Genomic DNA, 22,092 nt, shown 5'->3' on the forward strand with positions numbered 1-22,092 from the left:
ACCTTATGGCAATCAAAAGTTTTCAAGGCGTACGATGCAAAGAGGAGGCTAAGAAGAAATACAATGCCCCGATTTTGGTGGAGGATTACATGACCAAAAAATTGATCACCTTTTCTCCAGACCAATCCATTTTGGAAGTGATGGAGACTTTTGCCAAGCACCATATCTCTGGTGGGCCCGTTGTGGATAACAGTGGTTTTTTGGTGGGAATCATCTCGGAGGCGGATTGTATGAAGCAAATTTCGGAAAGTAGATATTTCAACCAACCTATTTTGGACAAAGAGGTGGAGCGGTTCATGACCAAAAATGTGGAGACGATTCCGCACGATATGTCCATTTTTGATGCAGCAGGTGTTTTTGACAGACACAATAGGCGTAGGTTGCCCGTAATGAAGAACGATATTTTGGTCGGTCAGATCAGTCGAAAGGATATTGTTGTGGCTGCACTGAAACTGAACGCGCAAAGCTGGAAATAAGCTATTCTCTTTTCACGATCATAAAATAGTCGTTGTCGAGCGGTAAATAGCCAAGATCGTAAACGAAAAAGTAGGTGCTGCCCTTTTTGGTGGTGTAAAGGTTAGTGATGTACTCAAAATCAAAACCTTTGTCCAGCAACTGCATTTTCGTGGTCTTTGTTTTACCGTCCCTTAGCGGAAAGCTGTCGAGTATCCTGTAGTTCTTGCGAAGCTTGTTGTTGATATTGCGCACCAAGTTTTTGCTGTCCCGGTTCAACAGATTGTTGTAGGCGTTCCTACAATGATCGGAACAGTACTTTTGATCGATACGGCCCAGTAGCTTTTCACCGCATACCAAGCATTTTCTTTCAGGCATAGGATAGGATTAGGTAACCACAATATCATACTTTTTTAGCAAACCGATCAATCCATCTTTGCTGAAACGGGTTTTCTTTACTTGGTTGATGGATGGGTCTATATTGAAATGTATAGCAGAAGAAAAATCAGCTTGTTCCAAATTGGTATTGTCGAAAATGGCGTTTTCAAAATCACAGTTCGGGAACTTGGATTGTTTTAAATCCGCCTCGGAAAAGTCTGTTTGATGGAACTTGCAACCTTCAAAATCAGTGCGGGGCAAATCCATGCCATGGAAAGATGCCACGGAAAGATTGCATTCCATGAAATGGAGCGACAACAAAAGGTGGTTGCAGGTTTCAAACTGGACCCCCACCATTTTACAATTGTTGAAAGTCACATCATTGAAAGTGGTATGGGCTATATTGGCGTTGGTAAGGTCGCAACCTTCAAAAGTACATTCCACAAAATTTTGGTTGTCCAAAAAGCTCTCGGAGAACAAACAGTCCAGAAAATGGCAATTTTCGTAATTGCCCTTGGGCAGTGGATTTTGAGTATAATCCTTTTTTATGAATTCTTTGTTTTCCCAAAACGATGTGGACATTGCTCCTCGGTTGAATGATTCTTATTTGGCTTTTGTATAGGCAAATAGAACTTCATCCGTCTTGCCCTCATCTTCGATTAGGACCCAAATATTCATTTGGTCGTCACTTATTTTTTCCATCGTGAGTCCTTCAAAATACACCTTGTTCGGCTCCAATTTTACCAGTTTGAAATCTATGGTCTCGTTTTTTTCCTCCCAGCCTCTCATATTGCCATCAAAATGCTTGAGTTGGAGAATGAGGGATTCATCCAATTGCTGAATGTGTCCCGATTCGTAGAAGGATACTTTGTCATCATTGACCATTCGAAAGACGAACATCATGGAATTGCCCAAAGGCGCACTCCAGATTTCTTCGGCAATGCCACCGAAGGCCTCTCCGGTCCAGTGGCCCTCTATCCAAGAAACCTCTTCCAAATTTGCCTTTGGGGATGATTGGCCTTCCGCCAGTTGCAGGGTTTCTTGCGCGGAAACAAGTCCTGCGCTGAACATTAAAATAAGTGCGATCGATTTCATAATTGGTTTTGTTTGATTGATGATTGAAAGCCTTGCCATTAATTGGACAAGGCGAATTTTACGTTCACAGAGGTTTCTACCTTTATTTTTTCAAAGTCGATATCCAAGGGTTGTGCTTGGCCCATATCTGCGGAAACAGCTTTCATTTCCATTCTAGGGGCTTGATTGTATCTTGGGTAATACTGGGAATTGTCGGCAATATGGATGGCCATGCCCACTTTTTGTCCCAGTGGCTTTGTGAGTGCTTCGGCTTTTTTCATGGCTTTTTCAACTGCCCTTGTTTTAAGTTCCAATTCCAGTTCGTCCATTTTGGAGTATTCGGTTTTCTCGATACTGGTGTTGGCGATGTCCAATTGTTCCAGGGCCATCATTACCTCGCCCAATTCTTTACCGGAATAAACGAGAAGGGAGTACTGTTTGCTTTTGAGCACTTCTTTTTGCCGCAAAAAGTATTTTTTGAAGTTGCTACTGGCATCTTTTATGACCAGTTGCTTCTCTATGTCAATGCCCAAAGCCTTGAAACGCTGTGCCATTTGATTTTCCTGTTCCTCCACCGAAACGCGGCCCTTGGTGTCCTTTTCTTGAATAATGATGTTCAGGTAAATCTTATCAGGAGTGACCATGGTGTCCACTTGTGCTTGGGTTTCCAGATAAGGGGTGTCCAAAAAGTTTTTGGATTGGGCAGAAATTGTCATAGTAAATAAAACTGTTGCTATAAATAAGATTGCTTTTTTCATGATGTAATTTTATTAAAGGTAAATACTTCCCCGTTACATTCAAAACCTGTGCCGCATTGCATTTTATCCCCGTGTAGAGCAAATTATCTGGGTTAACTCGATTAACTTGAGTACATTGTAGGGATGAAATTTATTTTGGCACCCGATAAATATAAAGGTTCCCTTACAGGACGCGAATTTTGTGAAACCGTTGCCCGAGGTATCAAAAAAGTTTTTCCAAATTCGGAAATGATACATAGACCTTTGGCCGATGGTGGTGATGGCACCATTGATGTGGTCGCGGATTATCTCAATGCAACGAAGGTTTCCGTGACCGTATACGACCCACTTTTCCGGGAGATTACCACGCAATACCTGCTTTCAAAGGACAAACAGACCGCTTTTATAGAAATGTCCGAGGCATCCGGCTATAAGTTGCTGCAAAAGTCCGAAATGAACTGTATCAACACCACTACGTTAGGAACCGGTCAAATGATTTTGGATGCCCTTGAAAAAGGCGCAAAGAACATTGTGCTGGGTATTGGAGGCAGTGCCACAAATGATGGAGGCATGGGTATGGCAAAGGCCTTGGGATATTCGTTCTTGGATGCTAAGGGAGATGAACTGGAACCTATTGGAAAGAACTTGGGCATGGTAAAGGAAATACAAAGCAATCGTGTGACCTCTAAACTGTCCGAAGCCAAAATCCAAGTGGCCTGTGATGTGAACAACCCTTTTTATGGAGAAAATGGTGCTGCCAAAATCTATGGAGCGCAAAAAGGTGCGTCGGAAGAAGAAATAGCGTTTTTGGACAAAGGCTTGGAAAGCTTTGCATCAGTGTTGAAATCCACTTTTGATGTTGATGTGCAGGACATCGATGGGGCAGGAGCTGCAGGTGGAGTAGGTGGGGGTGCTGTGGTTTTTTTGAATGCTGAACTGGCTTCTGGTGTTGATTTGGTAATGGAATTGGCCAATTTTGATGAGGTGTTGGAAGGCGCTGATTGGGTGATTACGGGAGAAGGACAGCTGGATGGTCAGACTTTTTCGGGAAAAACCATCAATGGGGTAGTGCAATCCGCGAAAAAACATCATGTTCCCATTGCGGCATTCTGTGGTTCCATAGATGTATCCATCGAAGAAATGAAACGGATGGGATTGGATTATGCGGTTTCCATTCTGAATCAAATTGGGAGCTTGGACGATGCCAAAGCTAAGACGGTAGGGAACCTTGAGTTGGCCAGTTATAATTTTGCGAACTTATTGAAGCTGAGCAAGGGCTAGCCCAAATAGCTTTTGCCCATTTTAAATTCCAAAGACTTTTTTACGGTGTTCCATTCGCTGTCCAGAATGGAGAATACCACGGTGTCCCTTAGGTTTCCCGACTCATCAATTCGATGGTTTCTTAAAATACCGTCTTGTTTGGCCCCCAACCGGAGAATGGCATTTCTGGAGGGATGGTTGTGAAAGTGGGTACGGAACTCCACAGCTATGCAGTTGAGGTTTTCAAAAGCATACTTTAGCAAAAGGTACTTGCACTCCGTATTTATTCCTGTTCGCTGTACTTTTTTGGCATACCAGGTGGCGCCGATCTCCACACGTTTGTTTTTTGCGTCCACATTCAAAAAGCGGGTGCTTCCCACAATGGTGTTGGTTTTTTTGTTGATGATGGCAAAGGGCAATGCATTTCCAGATGCCTGCTGGGACAGGGCTGTGTCCAAATAGGAATCTATGGTTTTTGGGGAGGGCACGGAGGTGTACCACAGTTCCCAAAGCTTACCGTCCGATGCGGCAAACGCCAAGTCCACTTTTTGCGATTTCTGCAGGGGGACGAGCTTTACCAATTCGCCTTCCAATTGTATGGGACGTAACCAAGAATCCATAGGTTGAATTTAAAGTTCAAATATAAGTTTTAATCCTTCGATTCAAACAAAGAAAAAGCCAGGGAAAATCCCTGGCTTCTCATCAATCAAAAAACGAAATTATATCAACTATTTCGATTCAAATTCCTCGATAATAAAGAAGTTCTTATTCTTCTTGTTCACGAGATAGTTGTTCTCCAGCACATTGTAGTGCATGGATTTATCATCAACATTGATGTCAAATCCGTTATCGGTCTGTACAACTTCAAAGTCATTGTTTTCGGTACCTTTATATTTAAGTACCATGTAGTCATCATAGTTTGCGTCGGAATCACTGTCAATGGCTACCAACTTCGTTACAAAAGGCGAGGAGAGTTTTCTGTCTTGATTGACCATTCCTCTATCCTTTTGGTCCAACGCCATTCCGTATTTTCTGCGTTCCATAACTTTTACGCTGTACTCTTTTTCCACTCCGTTCTCGGATACGGTAAAGGTCTTCATCTGTGTAGTGGCCTTCATGACCCCGGAGTTTTCAGTTTGCCCATAACCGGCAAAGGCTGTTAAAGTTGCGAATGATAGTATTGTGAATAGCTTTTTCATAGTCTTATTTTTAATGGTTAATACATCAGTTTTCTGGATGGATTGCTTGATTCTTACTTTAAGTAAGAAGTAAACATCCAGTGTCTTTTCTCCAACTCGGTCATGAATTCGGTCAGCATGTTTTCTGTGACAACGTCACCGGTTTCGAGGGATGCATTTACGGCATCCAACATGTTATTGTGCAAGATTTCGTAATCGTGCAATACTTCTCGAACCATTTCCAGAGCGGAGAGATTTTTATCTTTCTCTTCAATTTTGGAGAGTTCCATGGTTTTTTTCAGGGTAAAATTGTTTTTTACACCAAAAACACGAATACGTTCTGCTACGATATCGATGTTTTCTTTTACCATGTTATATTCATTTTCAAACTCCTCGTGAAGTTCAAAAAAGTCTGGTCCTTCAATGTTCCAGTGAAAATTTCTTAGTTTATTGTAGAATACTTGATAATTGGCCAACAATGTGTTCAAACTGACCACGATCTCGGCGGTTTCCAAGTAAGTGAATCCCAATTTTTTGAATGTTTTATCTTTTGCTTTAATAGCTTCCATATAATAGATTTTTTGATTTGTTCACTGTAAATGTACAAGTCACTGCCCAAGAGGCTTGATGGTAATGATGTAATTTTTGATGCAATAGATTTTTGAGCTACCTAAAAGGGTTAATCGACCTTATTTATGCCCGTATAGCCATGATTTTTGTAGAAATCATCATCATAAAACACATATATAAGATATGTGTATATTGTTTGAAATCAAGTGTTTAACGTAATTTAACGCTAATTATGATTTGTTTTGGTTTGATGAATCACTATCGTCTCGAATGATGAATCCTTGGCAGAGCGCATCATAAACTTCAGATGAGATATCTGTCAAATATTCCTTCTCTTGACCAAATACCTTTTGGGGATCTCCGTGGGCAAGGTCTTGTTCCTGAATATATACAGTTTCGGCTATGTCGTACATTTTTTTACAGAAACTGAATCTTTTGATGACTTGATACTTATATATGGTTCTGATATGCATTAGGTCGACGGTTTTGGGTTATCCAATGGGACACAGGATTATCTTATAAGTCACTTTTAAGTAGTTGTAATTGATTACATACGTTTACAAACGAAAGCAAATGATTGCAAACCGAATATGGTTTTTGGGAGCCTCTAAGTTTGCCCTGTCGGACAATGAGAGTTCGATAGTTGAATGTTTAAACTTAAATCTTACTATTATGAATTCACTCAGAAACAAAGTTCAATTAATCGGTAATCTAGGGAACGATCCAGAAATCATCATGTTGGAAAATGGGACCAAACTGGCCAAGTTTTCCATAGCCACCAATGAATCATACAAAAACGCCAAAGGAGAAAAGGTAACGGATACGCAGTGGCATAATATCGTAGCTTGGGGCAAATTGGCTGAAATAACCGAGGGTTTCCTCTCCAAAGGCAAGGAAGTCATGATTGAGGGCAAACTCATGAACCGCTCCTATGAAACCAACGAAGGAGAAAAAAGATACATTACCGAGATAAAATGCAACGAATTGCTGATGCTTGGCAAGTAAGTTGACGAGATTAATTACGACAAAAAGGGGGTAATGTCCCCTTTTTTTGTTTTTTGGATTAGGGTAAATGCATTTTCGGTTGTTAGATAACCAAACGCCAGAACTTTAGTACATGAACAACGTATTGATTAAAACTCACACAAATGAGATTAAAAGCTCAGCTTACAGTTCTATTTACTTTGGCGTTGGCGGCCTCCGCCTCGGCTCAGGACAACCTGCCTTTTTATGAAGAACAAGCTCGAAAAGATGCCCAGCGCGAACAGTCTTCAACCTTTTCCAGTTTAGAGGACGAAAAAGACTTTTGGTACGACCAGGTTCGGTATGAAAAAGAATTAAAAAAGCAGCATAGCACTGCATATAGGGCCTATATGGAAGCAAAAAGGATTGCATATTCCAAGCATGCCGAAGAATGTAAAAATGACTGCACCCATAGTGACTATTACTATCAGCAAGCTAGTTTTTACTTTACAGATAAGAATGATGAAATCTTCCCTAAGGAAGCTATTGATGGAATAGTCCAAGTGGCTTCCCCACGAATTTTTTAAATGTGCATTTTAGTTGGTTAATTGAAAAGCGCCCCGATTTTGGGGCGCCTTTTCTATTATGTTAAGTAAGTTTCTCCATTAATTCTGACCACCATCACGTTCTGGAGAACGGGGTGTGGGCCATTCCAATTGTTCGCCTGTTCTGCCGCTTATGGGCAGTACAGCTTTTTCTCTGGATGTTTTTTCGGGATGCTCACTGGCCATGTAAGCCAGAATAGCTGTTAGAATCGCATTGTTCCGAACATCATCAAAAACGATTTTATCGTACGTGTCCCTGTTGGTGTGCCACGTATAGTTCCAGTAAGACCAGCTTAGGGAGCTCAAACTGAAAGCAGGGGCTCCAGCCGCTTGGAAAGAAGCATAATCCGATCCGCCTCGTGCAGGAGTTCCGGGAAAAGTCGTTTCGATTTCATCAGTGATTTCCCTTGGCACTTCGTGCAACCATTTTCCGAGATAATCATAGGAATCCAAAAATCCACCACCCGAAATACGGACCACTCTACCGGTTCCATTATCTTGGTTGAAAACAGCTTGTACGCCGTCAACGATTTCAGGGTTGTCCTCAACAAAGGCCCTGGATCCGTTCAACCCTTGTTCCTCACTTCCCCAATGTCCCACAAGGATGGTACGTTTTGGGTTGGGATAGGCTTTTTTCAAAATGCGCATGGCCTCCATCATGACCAAAGTTCCCGTTCCATTGTCCGTAGCTCCTGTTCCTCCGTCCCAAGAATCAAAATGTGCGGATAGGATAACGTATTCATCAGGTTTTTCGGAACCTTTAATTTCAGCGATGGTGTTGAATGTAGGTACCTTGCCCATTTCTTTGGATTCAGCTACGACATGAAGCTCTGGCTTTTGCCCTGATTCCACCAATCGATACAACATTCCATAGTCTTCCAGTTCCAAATCCACAGTTGGGATTTCCTTGGTATAGGCACCGAAGATTTTGTTCACACCAAATCCTCTGGACCAATAAGAGGCAACGATGCCAACTGCTCCTGCTTCTTCGAGGGCAATAGGAAGACTACGTCTGTTCAATCCAGTGTTTCGTATGTTTTGGTTCCAAGCATCATTTTGCTCGTCACGTTCCTTTTTCATTTTTTCAAAGGACTTTTCCGTAGCGAACTCTTCCCAATTATAATCAGGCCTTCCTGTGGGTTGTGGCATGGAAATCATGACCAGTTTACCTTTTACGTTAGGCAACCAGTTCACAAATTCCAAAGAGTCGGATACGGTCGGTAAAACCACCAACTCGGCAGTGACCCCTTTTTTTGAAGTGCTGGGACTCCAGGCCAATTGGGTACCCCTTAGGCTCTGTACCCTGGGGTGTACCATATCAATATGGGTAATTCCGCGTTCCCAACCTTTCCATTCGCCCCACTGTTCGTTGCGGGCTGGAATTCCCCAGCTTTCGTACTTGGCAACGGCCCAGTCATGGGCGTTTTTCATTTGTGGTGTACCTACCAGTCGGGGTCCAATACCATCCATTAATTGGTGGCCGAGTGTTTCCAGTTGAGAGTTTTGGTTGGCTTCTTCAATGATTGCTTCAATCACTGCATCCTTGTCCTGTGCCAGCAAAGAGATACTGGAAGCCAGAAAAAGTGTAATTAAAAGAGAGGTTTTTTTAATCATGGTTAAATTAGTTTGCCCTAAAAATAGTACAAATAAAGGAACCATGCTTGGTAAAGACCATAAATAAAGGGATATGCGAAGGTGTCTTACGCTACTTTTTTGAGAAGATCGAAGCAAGGACATTTTTTACAGCGCTTACTTTCACTTTTCTTGTATTTTTTGCAGCACTTGGATTTTACTTTACCAGTTGGCGGCAATTCTCGAAGCTTTGCCTTTTTGAGTTTCTTTTTGTCCTTTTTCTTTCCCATGGATAGAAGTGAAATAGGGGACGAAAATAATTATTTTAAATCAATCTAAATAATATTTAACACAATCGAGGCACCAAATCATTAAAAATGAAGGGAAACGCCCAAAGTGTTCGGTCCAAAGGAAAGATTCCAACTTACATTTTTAGGCTTTTGATCATTGTACTTTTCGTCGTATTTGGAATCCAGATATTTATCGATTGATTCCACAATGAAGATGCTGAGTACAGTACTGAAAGCCACATCGGAAACCCAATGAAAATCATCCATCACACGTACAAGTCCCGGAATCATCCCGATAGTGTAAAGACCGCCCTTCACCCAAGGATTCTTGAACTGCTTGGCAATTGCATAGGCATTACTGAAAGCCAACATGGCGTGGCCCGATGGGAATGAGTCGTAATCGTAGACCCGATCTAAGTGCAATGGATCAAAGGTCGCGGAACCAGCTCCGCTTTTGGGCCGGGCCCTACCAATGATACGTTTGCTCACTTGTTGAAGAAAGCCACCTGCCGTAGCTGAAGAGATCAAAAGCACACCGGTTCGTCTCAGCTTTTCATTTTTGGTAAACAAGCCTGCAAGGTAAACCCCACCGGTCAGCATGTAATTGTTTTCAGGACTCCCGTACTCATGACCGTAGTCCATGATGACATCCGGTATATCCTGATCGAAGCCGTTTTTCCATCTATTGAACTCATCGTCCACGGTAAAAAGGAGCAAGGTTCCCCCCGTTAAATAGCCAAAATTGGCCCAATCGTTCCCTTTCCAATGGAACGGGCGTGAATAGGAGTATCCCACTCCCCCGAACATATTCCCCACATCGTAGGTAAAGTTGTTCCAAAGGTTTTTCTCTTTTTTGGGTTGTAATTCTTGACCTGTCATACTAATGGTCACTAAAATAAAAGCGAGGTATCTAAAAAATCTCATGAGGCTATAAAACAAAAGTAGTCGGCAAAATTAGGCATAAATATCTTCTGCCAAGCGAAAAGTGTTGGCATGTGCCTCGACAATGATTCTAATCTCGGGCGAATAACCGCCACCCATACTGCATTGCACAGGGATTTTGGCATCATAACAGCTCTGAAGCACAAAACGGTCACGTTCCTTGCAACCATCCAATGCCATGGATAGGGTGCCCAATTTATCGGTTTCCAGCACGTCCACCCCACATAAATAGAAGATAAAATCAGGCTGAACCCGTTCCAGTAATGCTGGCAATGTCTTTTTAAGGATGCTCAGGTATTCTTGATCAGTGGTGCCTTTTTCCAAAGGAATGTCCAGATCAGAGACTTCCTTTTTAAAAGGATAATTGCCCTTGCCGTGCATGGAAAAGGTAAAAACCGAATGGTCGGTCTCAAAGATTTCGGCGGTGCCATTGCCTTGATGCACATCTAAATCCACAATCAATATCTTTTTGGCCAATTCATGGTTCAAAAGATACCGGGCACCAATGGCTTGGTCGTTGAGCATACAAAATGCCTCCCCTCTGTCCGAGTAGGCATGGTGGGTTCCTCCTGCAATGTTCATGGCAATGCCTTGTTCAAGGGCAAAATGACAACCTTTAATGGTGCCATCTGCGATGATGCGTTCGCGTTGAACAAGTTCGTCACTTAAAGGAAAACCAATTTTTCTGGCCTCTCTTTTGGACAGTTCCAAACTCATCAAATTTTGATAATAGATCTTATCGTGGGCTGCCAAGATATGATGGTCTTCAGGGAATGAGGGTTCAAAAAAATTATCCTCGGTACAGGTGCCCTCGTAAAGTAATTGCTGTGGCAGCAATTCGTATTTGATCATCGGAAAGCGATGTCCTTCGGGCAATGGGTGTTTGTAAATGGGATGATAGGCTATTTTGAGCATTTAGGAACCGTGTTTATGCAGTGCCAACTGTATCCGTTTTCGAGCTACATCCACATCCAAAACTTTCACCACAATCTGCTGATGAAGGCTCACGTGTTCATTGACATCCTTCACAAAAGTATCCGAGAGATTGGAAATATGAATCAATCCACTCTCTTTGATGCCGATATCCACAAAGCAGCCAAAATTGGTAATGTTATTGACAATGCCAGGTAACAGTTGACCCTGATGCAAATCGGTAATTTCCTTGATGTTCTGGTTAAAGGTGAACACTTTGGCCTTTTCCCGAAGGTCCAACCCAGGTTTTTCCAATTCTTTTACAATATCCTCAAGGGTCGGCATTCCAATGGAATCAGTGCAATAGGTTTTTAGGTCGATGCTTTTTAGGGCTGTTTGATTCCCAACGATTTCATGGAGGGAAATACCTTGCTCCTTTGCCATTTTTGATACCAGGCCATAACTTTCAGGGTGCACAGCGGAATCATCCAAAGGATTCTTGCCATTTTTGACGCGCAAAAAACCCGCACTCTGTTCAAAGGCCTTTCCGCCCAAGCGAGGCACATCTTTGATTTCTTCCCTGCTTTTGAAGGCTCCGTTTTCATTCCGATGACTGACAATATTCTCTGCCAGTTTCGGACCAATGCCCGAGACGTAGCTTAAAAGGGGCACACTTGCCGTGTTTATATTCACGCCGACGGAGTTTACACAGCTTTCCACCACCGTGTCCAAGGATGTCTTTAATTGGGTCTGGTCCACATCATGCTGGTATTGTCCGACTCCAATGGACTTAGCATCGATCTTGACCAATTCGGCCAAAGGATCGGCCAAACGCCGACCAATGGAAACCGCTCCTCTGACCGTAACATCGTAATTGGGGAATTCCTCCCGTGCAATTTTGGAAGCCGAGTAAATGGATGCCCCTGCTTCACTCACTACAAAAACATCGATATCCTTCTTAAACGGGACACGTTTCACCAATTGTTCTGTTTCGCGTGATGCTGTTCCGTTGCCAATGGCAATGGCCTCGATTTTATAGGCATCCACCAAGGAACTCAATTTTTTGATGGCCCCAGAACTATCCCGCTGTGGGGGGTGTGGATAAATGGTTTCGTTATGTTTAAGATCTCCCTGTTCATCCAAACAGACTACTTTACAGCCAGTTCTATAACCAGGGTCAATGGCCAAAATTCTTTTCTCCCCCAAGGGGGCACCGAGCAACAATTGCTTTAAATTTTTGGAAAAAACCTGAATGGCGGCAGCATCTGCTTTTTCCTTGGCCGTATTCAGAATTTCCTTCGACAATGATGGGAACAAGAGTCTTTTGTAGGCATCTGCAATGGCCAGTTCTATTTGTTCTGCACAGGTATTATTGGATTTGATCAAGCGTCTTTCCATGCTTTGAAGCGCACGTTCATCGTCAATTTCGACTTTAACCCTTATGAAACCTTCCTTTTCCGCTCGCATAATGGCCAAAAAACGGTGCGATGGACAGCGTTTCAAAGGTTCGCTCCAATCAAAATAGTCACGAAATTTTTGAGCTTTTTCATCCTCTTTTTTGGTTTTGACGACCTTGGTGGTAAACAAGGCGTGCCTTTCCAACTGACCCCGCAATTGGTTACGGATATCGGTGCGCTCATTGACCCATTCAGAGATAATATGTCGGGCTCCTTCGAGGGCATCATCTTCGTTAATGACATCCTTGCTGAGGTATTGGGAAGCAATGTATTCAATCTCATCGCTCCGTTGCGCCATAATGATTTTGGCCAAAGGCTCCAATCCATTCTTGCGTGCGGTCTCGGCTTTGGTCTTTTTACTTTTCTTGAACGGGAGGTAAAGATCTTCCAAGCTGGTCAGGTCGGTACAATGTGAAAATTTGGCTTCCAGTTCCGGGGTAAGCGCACCTTGTTCCTTAACAGCTTTGATGATGGCGGCTTTTCGCTTTTCCAATGCCTCGAACTGGTTTTTGAATTCGACAATGGAACCAATCTCGACTTCATCCAAATTTCCCGTTAGTTCTTTCCGGTATCTAGAGATAAAGGGAACGGTGCAATCTTGATTTAAAAGAGAAACGGTGTTCTCCACACTTCTCTCCGAAAGATTGGTGTGGCTTACGATATAGGGGACAAGTTGCATGATATTTGTTTAGTAGTTGTCACTTCGAGCGCAGTCGGGAAGTCTTTCCATCCAATTAATTTTTTAATATGGGTCTCGACTGCACTCGACCTGACAGTTTCTTTGGAAATGAATTAATTTATGGTTTCTCCGTTGCTCACACCATCTTCATCAGGATTTACAAAAACGAGTTTTCCGTCCTTGTTCTCCGTCATCAAGATCATGCCCTGGCTTTCCACACCACGTAGCTTTCTTGGGGCCAAGTTGGCAACAACGGTTACCTTTTTGCCCACAATATCCTCAGGTTTAAAACTGTTCGCAATACCCGATACAATGGTTCGTGTGTCCAATCCCGTATCCACTTTCAATACCAAAAGCTTATTGGCCTTGGGCATTTTTTCGGCTTCTATGATGGTTCCCACACGCATATCCAATTTGGAGAAATCATCAAAGGTAATAGTGTCTTTTTGTGGAATTACTTCTTTGTCCATTTGGGCATTTGCTTTTTTGGTGGCTTCCAATTTGTCGAGTTGTTGTTGAATTTCCTTGTCCTCGATTTTTCTAAAGAGCAATTCGCTTTTGTTGATGGTGTGTCCTGCCGGAAGTAAAGCTTCTGCCGTGGCAACGCCATCCCAGTCGGTTTCTACAGCGCTTGAACCTAGATTTAAGATTTTCTTCAATTTTTCTGAAGTAAACGGTAAAAAGGGCTCACTCAAAACCGCTAATCCCGTCGCGATCTGAAGTGCGACGTACATGATGGTCTTTACCTTCTCCTCGTCCGTTTTAATGAGCTTCCATGGCTCTTGATCCGCCAAATATTTGTTGCCCAATCGTGCCAAGTTCATCAATTGCTGGCTCGCCTCACGGAAACGGTAACGCTCCAAGGATTTGGATAGGGTATTTGGGAATTCCCTTAAGGCTTCCAAGGCTTCTTTATCAAAAGCTGTAAGTTCAGCGGGTGCCGGTACTTCGCCTCCATAGTATTTATGTGTCAAAACAGCCACTCGGTTCACGAAGTTCCCGAAAATTGCAACCAGTTCGTTGTTGTTCCTAGATTGAAAATCCTTCCAAGTAAAATCATTGTCCTTGGTCTCGGGCGCATTTGCGGTCAACGCATAACGGAGCACATCTTGCATGTCTGGAAATTCCTCCAAATATTCGTGCAACCAAACCGCCCAGTTTTTGGAGGTGGAAAGTTTGTTCCCCTCTAAGTTCAGAAATTCGTTGGCAGGCACGTTGTCCGGTAAAATGTAATCACCATTGGCCTCCAACATACTCGGGAAGATGATACAGTGGAACACAATGTTGTCCTTGCCGATAAAGTGTACCAGTTTTGTATCCTTGTCCTTCCAATAAGGTTCCCAGTCCTTTCCCTCACGTTCAGCCCATTCCTTTGTTGAGGAAATGTAGCCAATGGGCGCATCGAACCAAACGTACAATACTTTTCCTTCGCCTCCTTCTACGGGAACGGGAATCCCCCAATCCAAGTCACGGGTTACGGCGCGCGGTTTCAGCCCTTCATCTATCCACGATTTACATTGTCCGTACACATTGGGTTTCCAATCGGCTTTGTGCTCTTCGAGAATCCATTTTTTCAGGAAGCTCTCGTATCGGTCCAATGGCAAAAACCAATGTTTGGTCTTTTTCAAAGATGGAACGGTTCCGGTTATGGTGGACTTTGGATTGATAAGGTCAGTGGCATTCAGCGAGGACCCACAGTTTTCACATTGGTCGCCGTAGGCTTCTTCGTGACCACATTTGGGACATGTCCCGATAACGAATCGGTCCGCCAAAAACTGTTTGGCCTCATCATCATATAATTGTTCGGTCTCCTCTTCGATGAAGTCCCCTTGCTCGTACATTTTTTTGAAAAATTCCGAAGCGGTCTCATGGTGGACCTCTGCCGAAGTTCTAGAGTAGTTGTCAAAAGAAACACCAAAGTCAACAAACGATTTTTTGATGATGCTGTGGTACTTGTCTATGATTTCTTTTGGGGTAACGCCTTCTTTTTTGGCCTTCATGGAGATGGCCACACCATGCTCGTCACTGCCACACACAAAGGCAACATCGTTGCCCTTTAATCGTAAGTAACGGGAATAAATATCGGCAGGGACATATACGCCGGCCAAGTGGCCAATATGGATTGGGCCATTGGTGTAGGGCAATGCCGCGGTAATGGTATATCTAGAAGGAGATGTATTTTGAGCCATTTAAATCTAATTAGGCCCCAAAAATACTGATTTTAACGGGATACACATAAAAAACGAAACCCTCGAAAATGCGACCCGATTTGGGGTGTGGGGTACATTGTCGAAGGGTTCCGAAAAATGAATTGAAATGTGTACTGTTTTCTTTAGGTTATCATCACTGATTTGCTCATCTTTTTCTCTCCTACCGAGATGCGATAGATGTATTTTCCAGTGGATAGACTGTCACGCATGCGCTCGCGTATGTTGATGTCGACCTCGCCTTCCAACATCATTTCATTGAACAAGGTCCCTACACGTTGCCCCAAAATATTGAAGAGTTCGATATCCACGTGGGCGGCTACGGGCATTTCCAAATGGATGTGTGGGTTTCTCGGTGATGTGGGAGGGTATATGGCAGCGTGTTCTATACCGTCCAAAATATCAATGTTTGGATTGTTGGGGTCTTGACCTGGCGGTGTTTCGGGCAGTGTTGGAGGGGTGTTGTCCGATGCGATTTCATCAAATGTCTCACCACTACAGTTAAAGCCCAAATCGATGGCTTGATACGGGTGTCCCAATAAATGCTGTTCCACAGACTCCCTTGGAACGCAAAGCCATTCGGCCAATACGGTTCCGTAAAGGTTTCTGAAGTCCATGGTGTATTCCAGGTTCCCTCGGTTGTTGGGTTCGTCCAATGAAGGATGGTCGCCCACAAACGCACTTCCGCTCAATCCCGATCCAAAGAAAAGGGTGGGGGCGGCCTTACCGTGGTCTGTGCCATTGGAGCCATTTTCAAAGATCCTTCGACCAAACTCGGAAAAGGTCATGCTCAACACTTTGTCATCCTGTTCGGTAAAAGCAAGATCTTCGTAAAAGTTGTTGATGGCAACGGATAGATTGGACATCAACCGTTCATGCACTATGGGTTGATTTCCGTGGGTGTCAAATCCCCCCAAAGAGATCATATAGACTTTTGTGCCCAAATTTCCTTTGATCAAACGAGCCAAGAGCGCCAATTGCCTGGCAAAGCCATTATCCTGATATTCCACTTGATTTTGACCGGCCATATAGGCATCATGAATGGTGCCCGCATATTCGTAGGTAGTATTGGCAACGCCACGTAAAAAGCGTAATTGATCTCCGTACATACAATCACCAAATGGGGCATTTTCTATATCGTAAAAGGCACCAGTTTCCGCAATTTGCTCCAATTGATCCACATTATTGGTCACAAAGGCATAATTGGTTTCCTCTCCTTGAAAGATCATATTGGCCAAGTTCCCAATTTGAATGGCTGCCGGGGCTGCAGGTGGATGTATCAGGTAATCGGGGTAAAGTTCCTCGAAATGTCTTCCCATCCAACCGGTGTTCTCTCCAGAGAACCCGGTCGTGGTCAAATCGGTATTGGCAAAAATATCGGAGCCAGTAAAATGGGACAGACTCTGGTTTTCGTAACCAACGCCATGCACGGCTTTGAACTGTCCGTCTCCCCAAAGTGGTTCTAGGGCACTCATATAAGTGGGCACCCCAAAATCATCGGTAAGTTTCAGGACCTTGCTTTCCGGGATATAGATGTTGGGCCTTGCATTGGCATAGGTGTCATATTGTTGAATGGGGATCACGGTACTGAGACCATCGTTCCCTCCCGATAAACGAATCAGGATTAAAATATTGTCGGTTTCCGCAGCTGCGACTGCAGCAGTTAACGGCGATGGAGAGGAAGCCGAAATCATATGGCTTCCCAAAAACATGGAACCCGATCCTGCAATGCCCAAAGCTTGGACAAAGGAACGTCTGCTCCATTTTTTGTGTTCCAAATCGTGGCCTTCGTGTTCGAGACCTTTGTGAGGGGATTTATCGTGGGTATGGTGATTATCGCACATGATGATGGGGTTATTTGAGTTGAAATTCGGGTTCACGGGACAAATGACGTAATAAAAGGTACACTTGTGATGGTCCGGTTTCCCAGGCAAGTAAAGTCCATGAAGGTGTTGTGCCTCCTTCATAATAATTAATGTCAACATCGCTCCTGAAAGCGAGGTATGCTCTCTCGTAGTCGGCGTCGGTCAACAAACCCTTAGGTACAAATTTTTCGATAATGGGTTTGGCCACTTCGTCCGGATTATTGCTGTTAAGTCCAGCATTACCGGAAAGCTCTAGGCCTAAGTCCCTGAATTGTTCAGGGTTATCCTCATAAAACCGCTGCAAATAAAATTCTGCGGTCAACCATCGCCCAATGATAAAGTTGGTGTTGATCCACGTTCGATTTCGTTGCCATCCTTCCACTTCCGGTGGTTGAAAAAATTCTTGGCCAATCAGGGCACAGGAATCGATCATGTTCAAAATCGTTATATCATCGTAGGTGAAGCCGGTTTCTTTCAATAGATTGAAATAAAGATCGGCTGGACTTTTAATAATGACCCCAATGGCGGTTTCATCAAAAAAGTGCTGACTTTTGAAAAGTTGGCGGAGTACGGGAGCTATCTCAAACCCGCTGCTGATAAAAGTCTGGGCCAGACCATCAATGATTTGAGGAGCTATTCCCCCATCATCATTTGTGGAATCAGGATGGACGAAGTACTCGTATAATTTTTTACAGATGAACCATCCTATTTCGTCAGGTCTTTGGTCGAAAAGGATATCAATGACATCATCATACCCCCAATTTCCAGTCTGACCAAATATGGTTTTGTTATCGGTATTGAATTCTGTTGGGTCAAAAGTGACTTGGGTACATCCTTCTTCTCCCCGCTCGGTATATCCGGATATGGCAGCAGCGGTTTGAATGATATCTTCTTCGGTATAATTGTTTCCTTCGCCCAATGTGAAAAGTTCATAAAGTTCACGCGCGTAGTTCTCGTTGGGATTGTCCCCACGGTTGCGAACACCATCCAAATAATAGAGCATGGCACTGGTAAGCCCAATTTCACTGGTAAAGGTTTTAAAATTACCCAAGGCATTTCGTTGTAGGCAATTGATGTAATAATAGAGAAATCCGGGACAGTTATAAGTGCTCAATTGAGTTACAAAATGGTTGCTCCAGAAAAAACTCATTCGGTCCAATAACTCATTGTCGACAATGGCGTTTCCGTAGGTGGCGGTAAAATCTTCAATTTGTGCCCTCCGCATTTGTCTGGCCAAGTCATCATCAGCGGGATAGTTGGTATTGTTCCAATCCGCCCATTCAGGAGCTGGAATGGTTGGCGCGGCAAGCGCTTGATCCACTAAATTATCGACGAGGGCTCCCGCTGTCTGTCCAACAGCGTCACTTATAGTCTGTGCTGAAGCACTAAAACCAAGCCTTCGGTACAAGTGGGCCGCACGTACCTCGTCCAATGGAGTAGTGTACGGCGCCAAGGTTGAGGAATTACAATTGATAAAGTACTCCATAGCAGTGTCTGGCGTTAATATGGTACATAGTTTTTGGGGTAACTATATGCTTATGCTAGTGTTGGATGTGGTTCAATTGAGCCAACAAATTACAATCTTAACGCTCCAAAGTCCATGAACAACCAAATTTTTCGATGAAATGCATAAATTTTTTAGAATTTTACAAATTGTATGGCCAAGCACAACACATTTGGAAAATTGGGAGAGCAAAAAGCAGTCGACTTTTTGAAGGCTTCAGGTTACGAGATCAGAGCACTCAACTATCGGTACCTCAATGCCGAAGTGGGTATTGTTGCCGAGAAGGATGGCTTCTTGATCATCGTGGAGGTAAAGTCAAGGAATATAGGCTTTCTGGAAGATATATCCCATGCGATCACATCCAAAAAAGTAAAACTTTTAACCATGGCAGCGAACCATTATGTGGAAGAATTGGATAGGGATTTGGAGGTTAGGTTTGATGTGATTACCGTAGTAAAAAATGTAGATAAATTTGACATTGAGCACTTTGAAAATGCATTTTATCATTTTTAACCATTTGTTTGTTTTATAACAATATGTTAGTTTTGTTCAAAACCAACTGGAAAAAAATGAAAACAATATCCGCGGTAGTGGAGCACTACATCAAGAAAAAGCCCTTTTTACAAACGGCTTTGGCACAAGGAATTATCAATTTAACTTCTTTGTCCAGACAGATAAAACCTGAAATCGCCGAGGAATTGGGTAAAGATGTGAAAGATGGTGCCATTGTGATGGCGCTCAAGCGTCTTTCCGATGATCTGGAATTCAGGGCGACCCATAAGATCGTAAAAGTGCTCAAGAACATCGGCGAAATTACCGTGCGTTCCAATCTAACGGATTATACCTTTTTGGCCTCGGATACCATATTGGGGCAGCAGGCAAGACTTCTGGAGGAAGTGAATGCCAATCAGGATGTATTTTATACTTCTTCGCGTGGGGTGAACGAAATCAATATTGTGATCAGTAATGTGATGGACGGGGTAGTGGAAAAGTACTTTAAAATGGAGCGCTGCACCCAAAAGGCAGAGGGCCTTTCCTCCATTACCGTAAAGTTGCCAGCGGAGAACGTTTCAGTACCCGGAATCTACTATTTCATCTTTCAGCGATTGGCCTGGGAGGGCATTGTGCTTTATGAGGTAATTTCCACCACCAACGAGTTTACGATTTTGGTAAACGATGAGCAAGTGGACGTTGCTTTCAAAACAATAAAAGACCTGAAATCACTGTAAATCGGTTTTCCTTTTTAGGACCTAAACTAAAAAGTCATCTTCTTCGTTGTAGAAAGAGACACTTTTTGGAAAAATGACCAAAAAAAGGATTCTTTTCGGTATGCTGGGCCTATTAGCGCTGTACCTGTGCTACTTGGCCTATATTTTTATACTTTCTCCCAAGACCAATCTCCAATCCATTTACCTGATTCCGAAGGATGCGGTTTTCATCATTGAATCGGAACAGCCCGTGGAAAGTTGGGAAAAAATCAGCCAGAGCGAAGGATGGCGCCATCTTAAAAAGAACGACTATTTTTCAGAGCTTACCGAGAACATTCAAAAAGTGGACACGGTTTTCAACGACAATCATAAACTCTTCGAGTTTTTTGACAACCGTTCCCTGTTCATTTCCATCCACATGATTTCCCCTAAGGATTATGGGATATTCTATGTGCTGGATTTAAAGCGCATTGCCAAATTGCAACTGCTCAAAACTTATTTGAACACCTTACTGGATGATGGTTATGTATTGAGCAAACGGACCTATCACGATCACGAGATTTTGGAAGTCCACGATCGGGAGAGCAAGGAAACGATGTATTTGTCCTTCATCAAAAACCAATTGGTGGCTTCGTATACCCATACCTTGGTCGAAGCTTCCATAGATCAGTACATGGAACCTGTATTGGGTCGTAATCTTAATTTTTTGGAAATCAATCAAAAGGTGGGGCATGAGGATTTGTTCCGAATGTACGTCCAGTACCATTATTTTGATGATTACATTAAAATGTATTCCGATAGACCTTCCGATTGGGTAAAGCGCGTGAGCGAGAACTTTTTGTTCTCTGGTTTTTATTTTGATTTGGACGAAAACAGCACTTTAACGGCCAACGGATATACCAACATCAGCGCCGTGAACGAATACTATTTGGAAGCGTTGCAAAAATCGGGTAAGGCAGAACGTTCCATTCCCGAAGTAGCTCCCAACAGTACAGCACTCTACATCAGTTATGGGTTTGATAGCTTCGCTGAGTTCTATAAGAATTTTGAAATGGTCCAGCAGAACGACCCAGAGCAGTTCGAGAATTATCAAGCGGGAATTGCCAAAGTGGAGAAGTTCCTTAAGATTGATGTAAAGGAACATTTTGTGAGTTGGATAGGGGACGAAATTGCCGTACTCCAAATCCAATCCCACATTACCAAAGGTAAGAATGATGTTGCACTCGTCCTCAAGGCTAATGATGCCGAGGATGCCAAGACCAATCTGGATTTTGTTGTGGAACAGATTCGCAAAAAAACACCCGTAAAATTCAAAGCGGTAAATTATAAGGACTACGAAATCAATTTCCTGTCCATCAAAGGTTTCTTTAAGATGCTCTTGGGTGGAAGGTTTGATGAGTTTGACAAACCCTATTTTACCCAGATTGATGACTTTGTGATTTTCAGTGATAGCCCCAATACCCTAAAGGGTATCATTGATAAAGTGTCGGAGGGGGATATTTTGGCGACTTCGGAGGAGTTCAAAAATTTTGATGGAAAGTTCGATTCCGAGTCTACCGTGTTCGTGTACAGTAATGTGCCTTTGCTATTTGATAATATGTATGCCCTGGCCGATACGCCCACCAAACAAAAAATGCGCAAGAACAAGGATTTCATCATTTGTTTCCCTCAGGTGGGATTGCAGTTGACGCCCGAAGAAGACCTGTTCGAAAGTAGATTGGTGCTCAATTATCAGGATGTGGAAGAAGTGAAAAAAGCGATCGGTCTTCCGAAAAGCACCAATACAACGACTCCCAAAAATCAAAAGACGGCCTCATTGGAAATCACAGACGCCGTTTTTAACCTGAGCCCCATTTATCCAACGGATTTGAATGCCAAATCCTTCAGTAAAGAATATGCCAACGGAAACACACGGTTTGAAGTGGACCTGAAAGACGGTCTAAAACATGGTCGCTACGAAGAATTCTACACCGACGGCACCCGAAAAATCCGAGGCCGCTTCCGTAATGACGAGCAGGTAGGCACCTGGCGCTACTATGATAAAGAAGGGGAACAAGTGCACAAGAAACGGTTTTAACTAGTACTGTCATTCCTTGCGGATGCTGAGCAAAGTTGACACAGAATCTCATCCAAATAGGTGTTTGCTGAAAACTATCCTTGATGTTGTGGTGGATACTTTGGAGTTGGATTTTTTATTTCCAAGGAGGATATGGCCCGATTCGGTATTCTTTTCCTGAA

The 22,092-nt window shown here is 43.2% G+C and carries 22 protein-coding genes; 7 read left to right on the top strand and 15 right to left on the bottom strand.

Features of this window, described 5'->3' with window-relative positions; all coding sequences use genetic code 11:
* The first annotated feature begins 5 nt into the window (after positions 1 to 5).
* Positions 6 to 476 carry a CBS domain-containing protein gene (locus EO132_RS06535; protein ID WP_127137115.1) on the top strand — a complete coding sequence of 157 codons (471 nt, stop codon included), beginning with the start codon at positions 6 to 8 and terminating at the stop codon, positions 474 to 476.
* A gap of 1 nt (position 477) precedes the next feature.
* On the opposite strand, the gene EO132_RS06540 is transcribed toward EO132_RS06535, so the two are convergent.
* Genes EO132_RS06540 through EO132_RS06555 form a run of 4 tightly spaced genes read right to left on the bottom strand, consistent with a single transcriptional unit; the run spans position 478 to position 2,663 of the window.
* Entirely contained in the window at positions 478 to 831 is a 354-nt protein-coding gene (locus tag EO132_RS06540) for a hypothetical protein (RefSeq protein ID WP_127137116.1), read from the bottom strand.
* A gap of 9 nt (positions 832 to 840) precedes the next feature.
* Complete coding sequence (locus EO132_RS06545) at positions 841 to 1,413, bottom strand: pentapeptide repeat-containing protein (RefSeq protein WP_127137117.1); 573 nt, start codon at positions 1,411 to 1,413, stop codon at positions 841 to 843.
* A gap of 21 nt (positions 1,414 to 1,434) precedes the next feature.
* Positions 1,435 to 1,926, bottom strand: coding sequence for a DUF6265 family protein (locus EO132_RS06550; RefSeq protein ID WP_127137118.1), 492 nt, complete (start codon positions 1,924 to 1,926; stop codon positions 1,435 to 1,437).
* Positions 1,927 to 1,964: 38 nt separating this feature from the next.
* The gene (locus EO132_RS06555; RefSeq protein WP_127137119.1) at positions 1,965 to 2,663 is read right to left on the bottom strand and encodes an SIMPL domain-containing protein; all 699 of its coding nucleotides are present in this window, start codon (positions 2,661 to 2,663) and stop codon (positions 1,965 to 1,967) included.
* Positions 2,664 to 2,786: 123 nt separating this feature from the next.
* Between EO132_RS06555 and EO132_RS06560 the strand changes: the two genes are divergently transcribed.
* On the top strand, positions 2,787 to 3,923 hold the full coding sequence (locus EO132_RS06560) for a glycerate kinase (RefSeq protein ID WP_127137120.1): 1,137 nt from the start codon (positions 2,787 to 2,789) through the stop codon (positions 3,921 to 3,923).
* Here the strand turns inward: EO132_RS06560 and EO132_RS06565 are convergent.
* The 4 genes from EO132_RS06565 to EO132_RS06580 all read right to left on the bottom strand — a co-directional run bounded on the left by EO132_RS06565 (position 3,920) and on the right by EO132_RS06580 (position 6,123).
* Complete coding sequence (locus tag EO132_RS06565) at positions 3,920 to 4,522, bottom strand: GNAT family N-acetyltransferase (RefSeq protein WP_127137121.1); 603 nt, start codon at positions 4,520 to 4,522, stop codon at positions 3,920 to 3,922. The two genes, EO132_RS06560 and EO132_RS06565, sit on opposite strands and share 4 nt — an antisense overlap.
* A 108-nt stretch (positions 4,523 to 4,630) precedes the next feature.
* Positions 4,631 to 5,101 (bottom strand): hypothetical protein, encoded by a 471-nt coding sequence (locus EO132_RS06570; RefSeq protein ID WP_127137122.1) that lies wholly within the window; start codon positions 5,099 to 5,101, stop codon positions 4,631 to 4,633.
* A 53-nt stretch (positions 5,102 to 5,154) separates the two neighbouring features.
* On the bottom strand, positions 5,155 to 5,649 hold the full coding sequence (locus tag EO132_RS06575) for a Dps family protein (RefSeq protein WP_127137123.1): 495 nt from the start codon (positions 5,647 to 5,649) through the stop codon (positions 5,155 to 5,157).
* Positions 5,650 to 5,880: 231 nt separating this feature from the next.
* Positions 5,881 to 6,123 carry a hypothetical protein gene (locus tag EO132_RS06580; protein ID WP_127137124.1) on the bottom strand — a complete coding sequence of 81 codons (243 nt, stop codon included), beginning with the start codon at positions 6,121 to 6,123 and terminating at the stop codon, positions 5,881 to 5,883.
* Between the two features lie 199 nt (positions 6,124 to 6,322).
* On the opposite strand from EO132_RS06580, the gene EO132_RS06585 reads away from it, so the two are divergent.
* Entirely contained in the window at positions 6,323 to 6,655 is a 333-nt protein-coding gene (locus tag EO132_RS06585; RefSeq protein ID WP_127137125.1) for a single-stranded DNA-binding protein, read from the top strand.
* Positions 6,656 to 6,798: 143 nt separating this feature from the next.
* On the top strand, positions 6,799 to 7,200 hold the full coding sequence (locus tag EO132_RS06590) for a hypothetical protein (RefSeq protein ID WP_127137126.1): 402 nt from the start codon (positions 6,799 to 6,801) through the stop codon (positions 7,198 to 7,200).
* A gap of 78 nt (positions 7,201 to 7,278) precedes the next feature.
* Here EO132_RS06590 and EO132_RS06595 read toward each other — a convergent pair whose 3' ends face one another.
* The 7 genes from EO132_RS06595 to EO132_RS06625 all read right to left on the bottom strand — a co-directional run bounded on the left by EO132_RS06595 (position 7,279) and on the right by EO132_RS06625 (position 18,628).
* On the bottom strand, positions 7,279 to 8,832 hold the full coding sequence (locus tag EO132_RS06595; RefSeq protein WP_127137127.1) for a M20/M25/M40 family metallo-hydrolase: 1,554 nt from the start codon (positions 8,830 to 8,832) through the stop codon (positions 7,279 to 7,281).
* A gap of 329 nt (positions 8,833 to 9,161) precedes the next feature.
* On the bottom strand, positions 9,162 to 10,004 hold the full coding sequence (locus EO132_RS06600) for a phosphatase PAP2 family protein (protein ID WP_127137128.1): 843 nt from the start codon (positions 10,002 to 10,004) through the stop codon (positions 9,162 to 9,164).
* 30 nt (positions 10,005 to 10,034) lie between these two features.
* On the bottom strand, positions 10,035 to 10,937 hold the full coding sequence (locus tag EO132_RS06605) for a histone deacetylase family protein (RefSeq protein WP_127137129.1): 903 nt from the start codon (positions 10,935 to 10,937) through the stop codon (positions 10,035 to 10,037).
* Positions 10,938 to 13,070 carry a Tex family protein gene (locus EO132_RS06610; RefSeq protein ID WP_127137130.1) on the bottom strand — a complete coding sequence of 711 codons (2,133 nt, stop codon included), beginning with the start codon at positions 13,068 to 13,070 and terminating at the stop codon, positions 10,938 to 10,940.
* Positions 13,071 to 13,183: 113 nt separating this feature from the next.
* Positions 13,184 to 15,259, bottom strand: coding sequence for a methionine--tRNA ligase (gene metG / locus EO132_RS06615; RefSeq protein WP_127137131.1), 2,076 nt, complete (start codon positions 15,257 to 15,259; stop codon positions 13,184 to 13,186).
* 143 nt (positions 15,260 to 15,402) lie between these two features.
* Entirely contained in the window at positions 15,403 to 17,121 is a 1,719-nt protein-coding gene (locus tag EO132_RS06620; protein ID WP_127137132.1) for a DUF1501 domain-containing protein, read from the bottom strand.
* 10 nt (positions 17,122 to 17,131) lie between these two features.
* On the bottom strand, positions 17,132 to 18,628 hold the full coding sequence (locus tag EO132_RS06625; protein WP_127137133.1) for a DUF1800 domain-containing protein: 1,497 nt from the start codon (positions 18,626 to 18,628) through the stop codon (positions 17,132 to 17,134).
* A gap of 171 nt (positions 18,629 to 18,799) precedes the next feature.
* Between EO132_RS06625 and EO132_RS06630 the strand changes: the two genes are divergently transcribed.
* The 3 genes from EO132_RS06630 (at position 18,800) to EO132_RS06640 (ending at position 21,931) form a co-directional block, all read left to right on the top strand.
* Entirely contained in the window at positions 18,800 to 19,159 is a 360-nt protein-coding gene (locus tag EO132_RS06630; RefSeq protein ID WP_127137134.1) for a YraN family protein, read from the top strand.
* 56 nt (positions 19,160 to 19,215) lie between these two features.
* Entirely contained in the window at positions 19,216 to 19,875 is a 660-nt protein-coding gene (locus tag EO132_RS06635; RefSeq protein WP_127137135.1) for an aspartate kinase, read from the top strand.
* Between the two features lie 100 nt (positions 19,876 to 19,975).
* Positions 19,976 to 21,931 (top strand): DUF3352 domain-containing protein, encoded by a 1,956-nt coding sequence (locus EO132_RS06640; RefSeq protein ID WP_235856395.1) that lies wholly within the window; start codon positions 19,976 to 19,978, stop codon positions 21,929 to 21,931.
* The last annotated feature ends 161 nt before the right edge of the window (positions 21,932 to 22,092 follow it).

Origin of the sequence: Flagellimonas oceanensis (assembly GCF_003992595.1) — a bacterium.
Taxonomy (GTDB): domain Bacteria; phylum Bacteroidota; class Bacteroidia; order Flavobacteriales; family Flavobacteriaceae; genus Flagellimonas; species Flagellimonas oceanensis.

What these genes read in the sequence shown, in the direction of transcription:
- EO132_RS06535 (WP_127137115.1), top strand. Translation starts at nt 6, where the DNA reads ATGGCAATCAAAAGTTTTCAAGGCGTACGATGCAAAGAGGAGGCTAAG.
- EO132_RS06540 (WP_127137116.1), bottom strand. Translation starts at nt 831, where the DNA reads ATGCCTGAAAGAAAATGCTTGGTATGCGGTGAAAAGCTACTGGGCCGT.
- EO132_RS06545 (WP_127137117.1), bottom strand. Translation starts at nt 1,413, where the DNA reads ATGTCCACATCGTTTTGGGAAAACAAAGAATTCATAAAAAAGGATTAT.
- EO132_RS06550 (WP_127137118.1), bottom strand. Translation starts at nt 1,926, where the DNA reads ATGAAATCGATCGCACTTATTTTAATGTTCAGCGCAGGACTTGTTTCC.
- EO132_RS06555 (WP_127137119.1), bottom strand. Translation starts at nt 2,663, where the DNA reads ATGAAAAAAGCAATCTTATTTATAGCAACAGTTTTATTTACTATGACA.
- EO132_RS06560 (WP_127137120.1), top strand. Translation starts at nt 2,787, where the DNA reads ATGAAATTTATTTTGGCACCCGATAAATATAAAGGTTCCCTTACAGGA.
- EO132_RS06565 (WP_127137121.1), bottom strand. Translation starts at nt 4,522, where the DNA reads ATGGATTCTTGGTTACGTCCCATACAATTGGAAGGCGAATTGGTAAAG.
- EO132_RS06570 (WP_127137122.1), bottom strand. Translation starts at nt 5,101, where the DNA reads ATGAAAAAGCTATTCACAATACTATCATTCGCAACTTTAACAGCCTTT.
- EO132_RS06575 (WP_127137123.1), bottom strand. Translation starts at nt 5,649, where the DNA reads ATGGAAGCTATTAAAGCAAAAGATAAAACATTCAAAAAATTGGGATTC.
- EO132_RS06580 (WP_127137124.1), bottom strand. Translation starts at nt 6,123, where the DNA reads ATGCATATCAGAACCATATATAAGTATCAAGTCATCAAAAGATTCAGT.
- EO132_RS06585 (WP_127137125.1), top strand. Translation starts at nt 6,323, where the DNA reads ATGAATTCACTCAGAAACAAAGTTCAATTAATCGGTAATCTAGGGAAC.
- EO132_RS06590 (WP_127137126.1), top strand. Translation starts at nt 6,799, where the DNA reads ATGAGATTAAAAGCTCAGCTTACAGTTCTATTTACTTTGGCGTTGGCG.
- EO132_RS06595 (WP_127137127.1), bottom strand. Translation starts at nt 8,832, where the DNA reads ATGATTAAAAAAACCTCTCTTTTAATTACACTTTTTCTGGCTTCCAGT.
- EO132_RS06600 (WP_127137128.1), bottom strand. Translation starts at nt 10,004, where the DNA reads ATGAGATTTTTTAGATACCTCGCTTTTATTTTAGTGACCATTAGTATG.
- EO132_RS06605 (WP_127137129.1), bottom strand. Translation starts at nt 10,937, where the DNA reads ATGCTCAAAATAGCCTATCATCCCATTTACAAACACCCATTGCCCGAA.
- EO132_RS06610 (WP_127137130.1), bottom strand. Translation starts at nt 13,070, where the DNA reads ATGCAACTTGTCCCCTATATCGTAAGCCACACCAATCTTTCGGAGAGA.
- metG (WP_127137131.1), bottom strand. Translation starts at nt 15,259, where the DNA reads ATGGCTCAAAATACATCTCCTTCTAGATATACCATTACCGCGGCATTG.
- EO132_RS06620 (WP_127137132.1), bottom strand. Translation starts at nt 17,121, where the DNA reads ATGTGCGATAATCACCATACCCACGATAAATCCCCTCACAAAGGTCTC.
- EO132_RS06625 (WP_127137133.1), bottom strand. Translation starts at nt 18,628, where the DNA reads ATGGAGTACTTTATCAATTGTAATTCCTCAACCTTGGCGCCGTACACT.
- EO132_RS06630 (WP_127137134.1), top strand. Translation starts at nt 18,800, where the DNA reads ATGGCCAAGCACAACACATTTGGAAAATTGGGAGAGCAAAAAGCAGTC.
- EO132_RS06635 (WP_127137135.1), top strand. Translation starts at nt 19,216, where the DNA reads ATGAAAACAATATCCGCGGTAGTGGAGCACTACATCAAGAAAAAGCCC.
- EO132_RS06640 (WP_235856395.1), top strand. Translation starts at nt 19,976, where the DNA reads ATGCTGGGCCTATTAGCGCTGTACCTGTGCTACTTGGCCTATATTTTT.